This window comes from Streptomyces dysideae, from assembly GCF_001514305.1.
Lineage (GTDB): Bacteria > Actinomycetota > Actinomycetes > Streptomycetales > Streptomycetaceae > Streptomyces > Streptomyces dysideae.
This window is the reverse complement of record NZ_KQ949086.1, coordinates 225881-239426: the sequence shown is the minus strand read 5'-3', so window position 1 is coordinate 239426 and position 13546 is coordinate 225881. Positions and strand designations below refer to the sequence as shown.

The following is a 13546-nucleotide window of genomic DNA, read 5'->3' as shown; positions in this document are numbered from 1 at the left end:
CGGGCGTGACCGCCGGCGCGGTCAAGGACTGACCACCTCCCTTTCGCCCTTTCGTACGGCTCCACCGCCTCCCGGTGGGACGGCCGCTCGCCCTTGCCCGAGAAACGAGTAACCCCTCATGACCGCCGTCCGATCCGGCCCGGCCTTCTCCGTCCACGACATCCCGTTCAGCACATACGGGTCCTGGTTCGACATCTCGCCCGTGGTGGCGGAAAAGACGTACGCCGAGCACCTGCACCTCGTCTCGCACCAGAACGGCATGCACGCCGTCCTGCGCCTGGTCCCCCTGGACGCGGCGACGGGCGACCGCGCCGACACCCGTGTCGAGGCGACCCCGGCCCTGCTCAGCTGGATCAGCCCGGCCGGGCGCGTCGACCTCGCCTACGAGTCGCCGGACACCGTACGCCTGCGCGGCAGCGGCCTGGGCCTCACCATCTCGGCAGCCACGCAGGCCCTGACCCCGTTCAGCGGCACCTACTTCTACCGGGAGCCCGGCGCCGAGGCGTATGTGTTCACGTCGTACGAGACCGGGCGGCGCTACCGGGTCACCGTGCTGTCCGGAAACGTGACCGGTGCGCCCGGGACGCAGGCGCTCGGCAGCGCCGACCGCGGTGTCAGCATCGGTGCCGAGGGCGAGGGGGTTTGGGAGGTCGCGGTCGAGGAGTACGAGACCGCACGTCGCCCCTACACCTCGACCACCGCCTTCGACCGGGTCGTGGAAGCCGCGTGCGCCGCCTTCGCCGCCTTCACCGACAGCGTCGCGCCCTGGCGTTCGTCCGCCACTCCCGCCGCGGAGCTGGCCGCGTATGTGCTGTGGTCCGCGGCCGTCCGTCCGCAGGGCTTCGTGACCCGGCCCGCGGTCCTGATGTCCAAGCACTGGATGGACAAGGTGTGGAGCTGGGACCACTGCTTCAACGCCCTGGCCCTGGCCCCCGGAGCCCCGGAACTGGCGTGGGACCAGTTCTCCCTGCCCTTCGACCACCAGGACGAGGTCGGCGCCCTGCCCGACTCGGTCACCCACTCCGAGGTCCTGCACAACTTCGTCAAGCCCCCCATCCACGGCTGGGCCCTCGGCCACCTGCGCAGACGGCTCCCCGAACCGCTCACCCCAGCACAACTGACCGAGGCGTACGACAGAGTGGCGCGCTGGACGGACTACTGGCTCACCGCTCGCCGCGCCCCCGGCGCCGCACTGCCCCACTACCAGCACGGCAACGACAGCGGCTGGGACAACGCCACCACCTTCGACCCCGAACGCGTCGTCGTCACCGCCGACCTGGCCGCCTTCCTCACCCTGCAACTGCGTGAACTCGCGGAAATAGCCGACGAGTTGGGAATACCGGGCGATGCCCGCCGGTGGGCGCGGACGGCCGACGCGACGCAGGCGGCGATGGTCGACGAACTGTGGACCGGCGACCGGTTCGCCGCCCGCTCGGCCGCCGGCTCAGGCACCTGGACCAGCGACAGTCTCCTCGACCTCATGCCCATCGCGCTGGGCGAGCACCTGCACGAAAGCATCAGCACCACGCTGGCCGAACGGATCGAGACCCACCTGACCCCGCACGGCCTGGCCACTGAACAACCCGCCTCACCGCACTACCTCTCCGACGGCTACTGGCGCGGCCCGATCTGGGCACCGTCCACCGTGCTCGTCGAGGACGGCCTGCGCCGCGCCGGTCACCACCGCCTCGCGGACAAGATCAGCGCCCGATTCCGCGCCCTGTGCGAGACGTACGGCTTCGCCGAGAACTTCGATGCCCTCACCGGCACCGGTCTGCGTGACCGCGCCTACACCTGGACCGCCAGCAGTTACCTCCTCCTCGCCGAGGCCCACGAACTCCGCCACGCCGCGATCACCGCGCCGACCGGCGGATGAAAGAACCACCTGGGCACCTCGCCCAGGCAACACTCCCCTCAGGAGAGCCGCAATGCACACACCCCGCATCCTTCCTCCGCCAAGACGAACCGCCGAAACCGGCATCGCGGGAGGCAGCCGCCTGCGCACCTCGACCGCGATCGCCGTGCTGTGCGCGTCGCTCGCAGCCGTCACCCTCCCCGGCACCGCGGCACAGGCCGCCGACACCACCGTCGCCGTCGACTTCGCCACCGCCGGGGGCGCCCCCACCTACCGGGCCTCGGGCACGATCTACGGGATGTCCGAGAACGGCTCCCTGCCCCAGGAACACTTCTACAAGGACATCAAGTGGCAGTTCATGCGGGCCGGCGGCGCCCAGCTGGACAACCCCGGCGGCTGGGTCGCCGGCAAGTACGACCGCCGGTGGAACTCCACCCGCGCCCAGTACCAGCGCACCAAGTCGCTGGGCGCGACCTTCGCCATACTTCCGCACGACCTGTGGGGCGCCGACGGCACCTCCTCTCCCACCTTCCCGGGTGACAACGGCGACTGGTCCCTCTTCGACGCCTTCTACGACCGTCTCCTCGCCGACGCGAAGGCGGCCGGCATGACCGACATCCAGTGGGACATCTGGAACGAACCCGACTGGTATCCCTTCTGGGACCGGCCACAGGCCCAGTACCTGGAGATGTGGAAGCGGGCCTACCAGAAGATCCGAGCAGTCTTCCCCAACGCGGTCATCGTCGGCCCCAGCACCGCCTTCAAGCCCGCGTCGAACGGCTCGTCCTGGTGGAACACATACCTGGACTACGTCAAGGCCAACAACGTCGAGCCGGACATCTACAGCTGGCACAACCTGCCCGGCGACCCCGTCGCGGACGCGGGCGCGGTCCGGTCGAAGCTGGCGGCCCGGTCGATGACCACCAGCCACCCCTTCCAGGTCAACGAGTACGCCAGCACCACCGAGCAGAACCCGGGCCGCGGCGGCTGGTACATCTCCCGTCTCGAGCGGGCCGGGGCGGACGGCCTGCGGGCCAACTGGGCCTCCGCCGACAACCTGCACGACTTCCAGGCGAACCTGCTCACCAAGACCGGCAGCCAGTACCTGCCACTGGGCGAGTGGTTCCTCTACCGGTACTACGGCTCCCAGACCGGCAACATCGTGAAGTTCACTCCGGGTACCGGCACCGACGGCCTGGCCACCAAGGACAACTCCGTCAGGAACGCCAAGATCCTGCTCGGGAGCAACGGCAACACCGGAACCGTGACGGTCAATCTCGACCGACTCGACACCACCAACGTGGTGGAGAACGGCCGGGTCCGTGCGGTCGTCCAGCGCATCCCCAACAACGGCGGCGCTGCGGTGACCGGCCCGGTCACCGTCTCCGACCAGACGCTGACCGTCAGCGCCAACTCCGCGTCGGTGAGCGTCCCGTGGACGGATGCCAAGGACGGCTACACCGTCACCCTGCTCCCGCCGTCGAACACCACGATCTCCACGGTCGCCGTCGCCCAGCACAGCGGCCAGTGCCTGGACGACACCAACCTCTCCACCGCCAACGGCACGCAGTACCAGCAGTACCACTGCGAGGGCGGTTACCAGCAGATGCTCGACCTCAAGCCGGTGGCCGGCAAGGCGGACACGTACACCATCGTCAACCAGCACAGCGGCAAGTGCCTGGACGTCAACAACGCCTCCACCGCCAACGGCGCCGCCGTCATCCAGTACACCTGCAACAGCGACACCAACCAACAGTTCACCCTGCGCCCCGTCACCGCACTCGGCAACAGCAAGGACTACCAGCTCGTCGCCGTCCACAGCGGCAAGTGCGTCGACGTCAGCGGAATCTCCACGGCGGCCGGCGCGAAGATCCACCAGTGGCCCTGCGACGCCGCGAGCGCACTGGGCACCAAGAAGAACCAGATCTGGCGCCTCCTCGGCAAGAGCTGACGCCCGACAGCTCTCGCGAGCGCCCTGACACGGGGCCGTCCGGTGGCCGAGGCCGGCCCCGGCCCAGGGGCCTCGCGAGAGTTCATGGCTGCCACTCCAGATGGTCGTCCGCGCCGCCGATACGGGCCAGCGCCTCACCGAGCACGACGGGCTGTATCTGCCGCGCCCGGCGCGTCCAAGGGCGACCGGCCCCCGGTGCGGCACCTCGCAGGCGGTGCGGGACGCCCGCCGCGTACTGACCGAGCCACCGGCACATCGGGACCAGCCGGTCCCCGGCTCTCTCGCCGTACTCCCAGGAGGAACCGCTCAGTAACGACTCTCCTTGTCATCGCCAAGGAACCGCGACCGGGGCGGGTGAAGACGAGGCTCTCGCCGCCTTTCACGCCCCGGGAGGCAGCGCTGCTTGCCGAGGCGGCTCTCGTGGACACCTTGCGTACGGTGGCGGCGGCACCCGCGCGGCGCCGCGTGCTGGTGCTCGACGGAGCGCCTGGGCCCTGGCTGCCGCCCGGCTTCGACGTCGTGCCGCAGTGTGCGGGCGGTCTCGACGACCGGCTGGCCGCGGCCTCCTTCGCGGGGTGCGACGGGCCCGCGCTGCTCATCGGCATGGACACGCCTCAGGTGGGGACCTGCCGCTGGAAGCCCAGGGCGAGGACTCAGGTCTGTCCTACCGGCTGCGGGCCGTCCACCGGGTGCAGGAGCCGGTGCCCGACCACCACAACCAGACCGGCTTGTTCACCCCGCCACTGGGCAGCTTCGCCACGGTCAGGCGGATGACGGTGCCCTCGATGATGGGCAACGGTCCCTCGTGGTCGATCCAGGCCGCCCGCCGGGTCCGCCGCGGGTGCAGCCGGTCCCACGCCTGCGCGTTCACCTTCCCGTAGAGGCGGGTGTTGGTGATCGTCACGGCCTGCTCGGTGCCCCAGGTGGCGGGGTCGCCGAAGACGAACCGTTGCGATCGGCGCCACAACCTGGAATCTTCAGACCTGCACCGGCTACGAAGATCTGAACCCGACATCCGCCCGGCGCAACTCCCCTGCTGCGAAGACGACATATGCGGCTCCAGCAAAGAGCAAGCCTGGGATCGCGAGCATGCTGCGCTGATCGCTCTCGAGGACGGCCACGTACTGGCTGTGCGAGACCTCAATCGTGCCGCGTGCGTAGGGAGTCGTGTCGAAAACGAAGTATCGGCCATCCCTGACCTCTGGCGCCTGCAAGTTCCCCGCGCCGGCCGTGCCGAAAAGCATCAGTGCGACGCCCGAGATGACCAGCGCCCCAAGCACTGCCTGCACCTTGCCGGGCAGACACCGAAAGGCGAGCCACACCGAGTGCCGGTCCGCTCCACTCAGGAACATGCGCACCAGGGCAGCTGCAAAGATCGGGAAGAGAAGCACCACGATCGCCGCCATCGGCCACTTCGAGCCCGCCAGCGGCAAGGTCCCCGGCAGCCACGTGAGCGCGGCGAGCAACAGCAGCACGGTGCTCAACCCGGCCGCGGTCCCCCCGTGCAATTTGAAACTCCACCCCATACCCCCAGAGCCTGGCACACGCGCCGCTCCAACTCATTGCCGTAACTCGGCAGAGATGCCTGCTCCCCGATGCCGGGTTTCGCTTCGGGCCAGCAGATGAGCTGCCTTCGGACCGTTCGACGACCTCGCGGATCTGGACCGTGGTCACGGCGGCGACGTCGGCCCCGGGCTCCAGGCGGACCGCATCCAGCACTGCCGTCCACGAAGTGCGGCCGGTTTCCAGGGCGGCCACGATCGAGTACGGCCGGCCGGGCACCATCTGGTGCTTGCCCTCGCCCCGGCCGAAGGTGTGGCAAAAGGACCGGTCAGGGCAGGCGTTGGCGTCCGGACGCAGCCACGGCGAGACGTCCACAGCCAGCACGATGCGACCGTCCGCCGCCCTCGGCAAGGGCATCGAGGCCAGCGCTCGACGCAGCCGGGCGACATCGATCCGTTCCTGGTTCAGATCGCCGTAGAGGGACCCGTGCCCACGGCGGTGTTCCGGCGCGAACGCCAGGTCGACCAGCGTCCGCACCGGCCCGTCCGCGCAGAACAACGCGTCGCACAACTCGAACAGCGCGTCGCCCCGAGCGGTCAGACACGCGTACAACTCCGCTCGGATGCGTGACACTCCCGCGAACGCATCCCGCAGGACGCCCTGATATCCGAGACTCACGACGACGGCCTTCGTGCTGTTCCTCTGCCTCTGTGACGGAGCACAGGATCAGGCGAAGGCCGTTCTCACGTCCGCTGAGCTACGCAAACACTGGCCGCCGAGTGCTGCGGCTGCCAGGGCATCAACGCCGGTTCCGGCGAGGCCGTTTCGGGCTTGAGGGCGAGTACGGCGGCCACGGGGTGCTCTTCGTCGGTGTCCAGGTGTGCGACGTCGGGGTGCGGTGTCGCGCGGGTCAGCAGTACCACGCCCCAGGACGCGAGGCCGGCGCCCGCCAGTGCCAGGAGCACGCCCGCCGCGCCGCCCTGGAGGCGCTCGCCGAGCAGGACCAGTCCGATCACCGCGGCGGCCATCGGGTTGGCCAGGGTCACCACCGCGAGCGGGGCGCCGAGGCCGCCCCGGTAGGCGGTCTGGGACAGCAGCAGGCCGCCGGCCGCGAAGGTCGCGACCAGCAGGGCCACGCCGATCACCTGGAGGCTGAGCAGCGAGCTGTCCCGGTCCGTCGCGGCCACCGTCACGGTCTGCGTGAGCGCCGAGGCGACCCCGGAGGCGAAGCCGGACGCAGTCGCGTGCCGCAGGCCCGGGCGGGCACCCGGCCAGGACAGCATGCCGATCAGCATCGTGGTCACGGCCGCGACGGCGAGGGCCTCGGGCGCGCTCAGCACGTCGTCGGGCGCGGACCCGGACGCCGTGACCAGGATCGCGGACAGACCGAGCAGCGTGAGTGCGGTGCCGCGCCATTCGACGGCGCGGACCCGCCGGCCGGCGATCCGGGCGCCCAGCGGCACCGCCGCCACCAGGGTGAGCGCGCCGAGCGGCTGGACCACGGTGAGCGGACCGTACTTGAGGGCCACCACGTGCAGCAGCGCGGCGGAGGCGTTGAGCCCGACGGACCACCACCAGGCGCCGGTGCCCAGCAGGCGCACGATCCCCGCCCCGGGCGTGCGGGAGGCGAGCCGCTCCTGGGCGACGGCGGCGGCCGCGTAGGCGACGGCCGAGAACAGGGACAGGGCGACGGCGAGGAGGGTGGCGTTCATCGGGCCGCTCCGACCAGGACGTGCTTCTCGGCTTCGGCCTCGGCGGGTACGAGCTCCTTGGCGCCGCGGCCCGCGGTCGTCGCCGTGCGGTGCGGCAGGTGTATCACCGCGAGGGCGAGACCGAGCATGGCGCTCGCCACGATCGCGTCGAGCCAGAAGTGGTTGGCGGTCCCGACGATCACCACCAGCGTCAGCAGCGGATGCAGCAGCCACAGCCAGCGCCGGCGCGACCGGGTCGCCACGATCAGGCCGACCGCCACCATCAGGGCCCAGCCGAAGTGCAGCGACGGCATCGCCGCGAACTGGTTGGACAGCTGGTCGGTCGCCGGCGGGCCGTACACGCTCGGCCCGTACACCTGTGCGGTGTCGATGAGACCGGTCGCGGCGAGCAGGCGCGGAGGGGCCAGCGGGAACGCGAGATGGACGACCAGGGAGGCGGCGGTGACCACGGCGAGGACGCGGCGGGCCCAGACGTAGTGCGTGGGGCGCCGCAGGTAGAGCCAGACGAGGAAGGCCACGGTGGCCGGGAAGTGGACCGCCGCGTAGTAGGTGTTCGCGACGTGGACCAGGGTGTCGCCGTGCAGCAGCAGGTTCTGCACCGAGCCCTCGCCCGGCAGCTGGACGGCACGCTCCAGGTCCCACACGCGGTCCGCGTTGCGGAAGGCCTCGGCGGTGTGGCCCGTGGCCAGTTGCCGGCCGAACTTGTAGACGAGGAAGAGCCCTGCGACGAGCAGGAGCTCACGGACGAGCGGGGGTCGCGCTATGGCGGCCTCCGCTTCTGCAGGCTCGGTGCGGGCATTCATCCCCCGGCCCTTTCTCGCTGACGGTGGTGCGTGCCGAGCTTTTGACTCGGCGGGTGCGTCGGACTCATCGGCACAGGTGCGTGCCGACTTTCATCGATACGGCATCGTTCCGAGACGACATCGTACCGATACGGCAGTGTACCGATACGTCTGCGTACCGGTACACTGGCGTATCGATAGACAATCGACACATCAGTGAGGGGAAGAGCAGATGACGTCGCAGGCCGCGGACGGACCGGAGACGGTCGCCGCCTCGCCACGCTCCAAGATCACGCCCGAGCGTGAGCAGGAGTTCTTCGACGCCGTGCTCGACCAGATCCGCGAGTGCGGATACGACTCCGTCACCATGGAGGGCATCGCCGCCAGTACGCGCTGCAGCAAGTCGACGCTCTACCGGCAGTGGAAGACGAAGCCCCAGTTCGTGGCGGCGGCCCTGCGCTCGCACCGGCAGGTGCGTTTCGCCGGCATCGACACCGGTTCGCTGGCGGGGGACCTGCGCGCGGTCGCGCGGTCGGTCGGCGCGTGGTCGGAGCAGGACATGGACTTCTTCCAGGCGCTCGGACACGCCGTCCGGCAGGACGTGGAACTGCAGAAGGCGCTGCGTGAGGCGCTCATCGATCCGGAGATCGCCGCGCTCCGGGAGATCCTGCGCCGCGGGGTCGAGCGCGGCGAGGTCGCCGCGGACAACCCGGCGCTGGAGCACGTTCCGGCGCAGATCTTCGGCGCCCTGCGCATGCGGCCCTTCCTGGAGGGGCGGCGCGCCGACGCGGACTACGTCACGTGTTTCGTGGAGGCCGCCGTGCTCCCGGCGCTCGGACTGACCTGAGACCCAGGCCGCCGTCCACGGGATGACTGGACGGTGACCTGTTCGCGCCGCACCGTGGGGACGGGGGCGGCGCGCATCCCCCGGCCGGGTGGGGCTCCCCTTGAGCGGAGGGGCCCACCCGGCCGACCGGGTTTCTCGGGCTCAGACGGTCTGGCCGTTACCGCCGCCGGAAGCCACTTTGATGCCCTTGGTGATCTCGTCGATGACCGACTGCGTCTCGCTGACGTCGACGCCGAAGCGGACCACGACGATCTGCTCCGCGTTCGCGGGCGACGGGAAGGCGAGCGACTCGACGTAGCCGTCGGAGCCCTTGCTGGTGACCGCCTTCCAGCGGACCAGGTAGCCCTTCTGCCCGGCGACGGTCACCGCCTCGGAGGCCAGCACCTCGTGCGAGGTGATTTCGCCGTATCCCTTGCCGTAGGACTCCTCGGCATTCGCGCCGATGTCCGCTTTGGCGACCTCCTCGGCGGTGTCGCCCCGGGTGCCGAGCGCGAGCGCGGGCGCCGAGTACGCGCCGCCCTTCATACAGCTCTCGTCGGTGTCGCCGGGGCATTTGTACGTCTCGTTCGACGCCACCTGCGCGCCCACGGTGATCGCCTGGCCGAACCAGCCGTCCGGCACCGGAAGGCTGATCCCGCTCACCGGGTCCGTCACCGAACCGCTCTCGACCTTCGGCGCCTCGGACTCGCCGGGCGCGGGCGACTGCCCGCCGGGACCGCCGTCGCCGCCGCCGGAATCGCCGAAGGGTCCGCCCTGACCGCCCCCGGAGCCGTCCTGCCCGCCGGAGCCCTGCTGCGAGGTGGCGCTGCCGCCGGATCCCCCGTCGCCGGCCAGGGCGTACACGCCCACACCGATGCTGGCGAGGACCACCACGGCCACCGCCACGGCTATGCCCGTGCGCACCCGACGCCGCGGGCCACCCGGCGGCTGCGCGGGATACGCCGGATAGGAGAGGTATTCCGGAACCGTTCCGGCGTCCGGCTGCGGCGTCGGCGGACCCCATACGGCGGCCGGTTCCGCGGGCCGGGTCCGGTCCGTCCACGCCTCGCCGTCCCACCAGCGTTCGGTGGCCGGACCGTCACTTGTCTGCCCGGGGTCGGGGTACCACCCCGGAGGAGTCACCTGCGTCATGCCCCCACCGTATGAGGCGTCGGTGAAAGCCGGATGAGAGGATCCGGTCCCAATCCGGCCGCATGTTTGTGGAACAGCCTGCTGAACCGTTTTTGACTACCAGTCACATCGCAGGACTCGCAGGTCACGGGCGTGGCGCGTCGCCCGGACGAAAACGCTGTCATCTGTCACGGCAACGGCTGCCCGGACCGGGTCTCCAACAGGGCAGGCGGACGGCTACGGTTGAGGTCTGTACGTCGTTCGGGCGACTCGGGGAGGTAGTGGGATGACGGAGGTACGGCCCACGGAGGCCGCCTCGGCCTCCCTGTGGGAGCGCGACGAGGAACTCGCCGCCGTCGAGCGGGCACTCGACGCCCTGTGTGCCGACCGCTCCTCCGGGGGCGGCATCCTGGTGTTCCGGGGCGAGGCGGGACTCGGCAAGACCGCGCTGCTGGCCGAAACCCGCCGTATCGCCGAAGCCCGCGGCTGCATGGTCTGGTCGACCCGCGGCGGCGAGACCCTCCGCTCCGTCCCCTTCAACGTCGTACGGCAACTGCTGCAGCCCGCCCTGGTGTCGCTGATGCCGGAGGAGGCCCGCGAGTACCTCGGCGACTGGTACGACATCGCCGGCCCCGCCCTCGGCATCACGGAGCCCGGCGAACGCCAGGCCGACCCGCAGGGCGTGTGCGACGGCCTGGTCGCCGCCGTCCGCAGACTCGCCCGGCGCGACTGGCCGCTGGTACTGATGATCGACGACGCGCACTGGGCCGACCAGGAGACCCTGCGCTGGCTCGCCGCGTTCGCCGAGCGCCTCGACGACCTCAACGTCCTGGTCGTGGTGGCCCGCCGCCCCGGCGAGGTCGGCGGCGACAGCGCCCGCCACCTCGACACCATCGCCGAGGCCGCGGGCCGCCCCATCGCCAACCTGAGCGCCCTCACCCCGGACGCCACCGGCGGACTCACCCGGGCCACGCTGGGCGCGCACGCCGACGCCCCGTTCTGCCGCGAGGTGTGGGCCGTCACCGGCGGCAACCCCTACGAGACCGTCGAACTCCTCGCCAAGGTCCAGGACAGGGAGATCGAACCGGTCGAGGCCCGCGCCACCGAACTGCGCCCGCTGAACCGCTCGGCCCGCGGTGGCGGCCTGGTCACCCGCCTGGAGGGACTCGGCGTCGAGGCCACCCGGTTCGCCTGGGCCGCCGCGATCCTCGGCACCGGCATCTCCGTCGACCTCGTGGCACAGCTCGCCACCATGAGCCACGACGATGCGGTGCGCTGCGCCGAACGGCTGCGCACCGCCCGTATCCTCACCGACCTCAACCCCGCCGACGCCCAGGCGGGCGACGGCGACCTGGAGTTCGTCCACCCGCTCATCGCCAGCGCCGTCTACAACTCCATCCCGCCCGCGCTGTGCACGGCCATGCACGGCATCGCCGCCGGGGTCGTCACCGACTCCGGGCGCGGGGCCGCGGCCGCCGCCCGCCACCTCCTCGAGGTCCACCCGGACGACGACCCGGAACTCGTCGACCAACTGCGCGAGGCCGCCCGCGAACACCTCGCCGTCGGCGCACCCGACGCCGCCCGCCGCTGTCTGGAGCGCGCCCTGCTGGAGCCGCCCCTGCCCGAGGTCCACGCGCGCGTGCTCTTCGAACTCGGCCGCGCCACCCTCCTGACCGCGCCCGCCACCACGATCGACCATCTCCAGTCCGCCCTCGGCATGCCCGGCCTCGACGGCGGCGACCGGGTCGACGCCGTCGTCGGCCTCTCCCAGGCCCTCCTCCACAACGACCAGCTGGAGGAGGCCGTCCGCACGGTCGAGGCGGAGGCCGCCCGGCACGAGGCGGGCGCGACCAGGATGCGGCTGCAGGCGGTGCAGTTCATGTGGGAGGGCATCTACGCGGGCGAGTCGACCTCCCCGGGACGCTCCGAGCGCCTCGCCGACCTGGCCCGCACCTGCACCGGCCGCGACAACGCCGAGCGCGCCCTGCTCATCCTGCGCGGCTTCGACGCCATGACGCACGGCGAGAACGCCGAGGAGGTCGTCGAACTGTGCGACCGCGCCCTGGTCAACGGCCGCCTCGCACCCGGACTCGGCTGGACCGACCCGGAGTGGGGCATCGAGCTGCTGATGATGCTGGCCAACGCGTACGCCTTCACGGACCGGCTGGACCGGGCCGAGGCCCTGTACACGGAGGCACTGCGCGCCTACGAGTCGGCCGGCTGGAGCGGCGGCCACCTCGCCCTGGCCCACGCCTACGTCGGTGTCGGACACCGCAGGCGCGGCAGGCTGCGGGAGGCGGAGGCGTCCCTGCGCAGGTCACTGCAGCTCGCCGAGCGCGTCGGCCGCCGCCTGCCGCTGTACTGGTCGGCCACCTGCAACCTGGTCGACACGCTGCTCGCCCGCGGCCATGTCGAGGAGGCCTGGGAGGTCGCCGAACAGTACGGCTTCGCCCCGCCCTACCCGTCCACGATCGTGCTGCCCGACCCGCGCTCGGTCCGCGGCCGGTTGCTGCTCGCCGTGGGCCGCACCAAGGACGGCATCAACGAACTGGAGGAAGCGGAGAAGGCGGCGGCCGCCCGCGGCCACCACAATCCGGTGCTCGTCCCCTGGGCCGTCGACCTGGCCCGCGCCCTCGCCGTCGTGGACCCGGCACGGGCAGGCCGGCTCGCCGCCGACGTCCGCCGGCACGCCGAGCGCCTCGGCACCGACACGGCCATAGGCGAGGCCCTCCGCTGCGCCGCCGCCCTGGACACCGGCCAGCGCGCGGTACGCCTCGCCGCGCAGGCCGTCACCTACCTGGAGGCGTCGCCCTGCCAGTACGAACACGCGGCCGCCCGCGTCGAGTACGGCATCGCCACCCGGTCCGCCACGGAGCTCAACCGGGGTCTGACGCTGGCGCGTTCGTGCGGCGCGGACGGGCTGGTGGCGCAGGCGGAGCAGGCCCTGGCGCGGGTCAGAGCGTGAGCAGCTGGCCGGTGACGGCGGCCAGGCGCTTGCGCACCTCGGGGTCGTACGTCCCCTCGTGCGCCCGCGCCGGCCGCGTGCCGTCGAAGTAGCCGCCCGAGCCCAGGTCCTGAGTGGCCAGGGCCAGGACGCCCGGCGCGCCGTCGGCGACGGTGTTCCAGGGCGTGATGCCGCCCTCGCGGACCATCGCGGTGTCCATGTAGGTCGCCGGGTGCAGCACGTTGACGCTGACGCCGGTGCCCGCCAGCTCCTCGGCGAGGGCGAACGTATGGACGGCGAGCGCGAACTTGCCGCGGCAGTACGCCGAGACACCGCTGTAGCCGCGGGTCAGCTCGGGGTCGTCGAAGTCGAGGGGCTCCTGGCCGGCCGAGCCGACGTTCACGATCCGCGCGGGCGCGTTCGCACGCAGCACCGGCAGCAGGGCGCGGGTCAGCACGACCGGCGCCAAGTAGTTGACCGCCAGCCGCAGTTCGTGCCCGTCGGCGCTCAGCTCACGCCCGGAACCGCTCGGACCGCTGCCCACGCCCGCGTTGTTGACCAGCACGTCGAGCTCGGGGTGGGCGTCGGCGACATGGGCGCCCAGCTCCCGCACCCGGTCCAGAGAGGCCAGATCGGCGACGAAGCCCTCGGCGTCGCCCTCGGCGCGCAGCTCCTCGACGAGCCGTCCCGTACGGTCCGCGTCGCGCCCGTGCGTGAGGACGACATGCCCGGAGCGGACCAGCTCGAAGGCGACGTGGCGGCCGAGACCGGAGGTGGCGCCGGTGATCAGGATGGTGGACATGCCTCCACCGTAGGCACACGGCGGAGGCATGTGCGAGGTG

Annotated in this window: 9 protein-coding genes and 3 pseudogenes; 5 read left to right on the top strand and 7 right to left on the bottom strand. The window is 71.5% G+C overall.

All coding sequences use genetic code 11. The features are described from left to right. Nucleotides 1-118 precede the first annotated feature (118 nt). The 3 genes and pseudogenes from AQJ91_RS20940 to AQJ91_RS49740 form a co-directional block, all read left to right on the top strand. Nucleotides 119-1876 carry an amylo-alpha-1,6-glucosidase gene (locus AQJ91_RS20940; protein ID WP_067023765.1) on the top strand — a complete coding sequence of 586 codons (1758 nt, stop codon included), beginning with the start codon at nucleotides 119-121 and terminating at the stop codon, nucleotides 1874-1876. A 52-nt stretch (nucleotides 1877-1928) separates the two neighbouring features. Continuing rightward, complete coding sequence (locus tag AQJ91_RS20935; protein WP_079085083.1) at nucleotides 1929-3806, top strand: RICIN domain-containing protein; 1878 nt, start codon at nucleotides 1929-1931, stop codon at nucleotides 3804-3806. A 327-nt stretch (nucleotides 3807-4133) separates the two neighbouring features. Beyond that, nucleotides 4134-4427 (top strand): annotated as a pseudogene (locus AQJ91_RS49740) (DUF2064 domain-containing protein); the annotation flags it as partial. An 82-nt stretch (nucleotides 4428-4509) separates the two neighbouring features. On the opposite strand, the pseudogene AQJ91_RS20930 reads toward AQJ91_RS49740, so the two are convergent. The 5 genes and pseudogenes from AQJ91_RS20930 to AQJ91_RS20915 form a co-directional block, all read right to left on the bottom strand. Continuing rightward, nucleotides 4510-4767: pseudogene (locus AQJ91_RS20930) on the bottom strand (NF041680 family putative transposase); the annotation flags it as partial. Nucleotides 4768-4798: 31 nt separating this feature from the next. Continuing rightward, the gene (locus AQJ91_RS20925; RefSeq protein ID WP_234382677.1) at nucleotides 4799-5281 is read right to left on the bottom strand and encodes a hypothetical protein; all 483 of its coding nucleotides are present in this window, start codon (nucleotides 5279-5281) and stop codon (nucleotides 4799-4801) included. A gap of 163 nt (nucleotides 5282-5444) precedes the next feature. Next, nucleotides 5445-5963 (bottom strand): annotated as a pseudogene (locus AQJ91_RS49735) (transposase); the annotation flags it as partial. Nucleotides 5964-6052: 89 nt separating this feature from the next. Beyond that, the gene (locus tag AQJ91_RS20920) at nucleotides 6053-7021 is read right to left on the bottom strand and encodes a DMT family protein (RefSeq protein ID WP_067023756.1); all 969 of its coding nucleotides are present in this window, start codon (nucleotides 7019-7021) and stop codon (nucleotides 6053-6055) included. Further along, nucleotides 7018-7824, bottom strand: a complete 807-nt coding sequence (locus AQJ91_RS20915) for a phosphatase PAP2 family protein (protein ID WP_067023753.1) — start codon at nucleotides 7822-7824, stop codon at nucleotides 7018-7020. Before AQJ91_RS20915 ends, AQJ91_RS20920 begins: the two co-directional genes overlap by 4 nt. Before the next feature lie 211 nt (nucleotides 7825-8035). Here AQJ91_RS20915 and AQJ91_RS20910 point away from each other — a divergent pair, with 211 nt between their 5' ends. Next, on the top strand, nucleotides 8036-8650 hold the full coding sequence (locus AQJ91_RS20910; protein ID WP_067023750.1) for a TetR/AcrR family transcriptional regulator: 615 nt from the start codon (nucleotides 8036-8038) through the stop codon (nucleotides 8648-8650). A gap of 141 nt (nucleotides 8651-8791) precedes the next feature. Here the strand turns inward: AQJ91_RS20910 and AQJ91_RS20905 are convergent, their stop codons facing one another. After that, nucleotides 8792-9781: a DUF2510 domain-containing protein gene (locus tag AQJ91_RS20905; protein ID WP_067023747.1), complete on the bottom strand. Its 990-nt coding sequence runs from the start codon at nucleotides 9779-9781 to the stop codon at nucleotides 8792-8794. Between the two features lie 265 nt (nucleotides 9782-10046). Between AQJ91_RS20905 and AQJ91_RS20900 the strand changes: the two genes are divergently transcribed. Further along, nucleotides 10047-12725 (top strand): ATP-binding protein, encoded by a 2679-nt coding sequence (locus AQJ91_RS20900; RefSeq protein ID WP_067023742.1) that lies wholly within the window; start codon nucleotides 10047-10049, stop codon nucleotides 12723-12725. Here AQJ91_RS20900 and AQJ91_RS20895 read toward each other — a convergent pair. Then, nucleotides 12715-13506, bottom strand: coding sequence for an SDR family NAD(P)-dependent oxidoreductase (locus tag AQJ91_RS20895; protein ID WP_067023739.1), 792 nt, complete (start codon nucleotides 13504-13506; stop codon nucleotides 12715-12717). The two genes, AQJ91_RS20900 and AQJ91_RS20895, sit on opposite strands and share 11 nt — an antisense overlap. Between the last annotated feature and the right edge of the window lie 40 nt (nucleotides 13507-13546).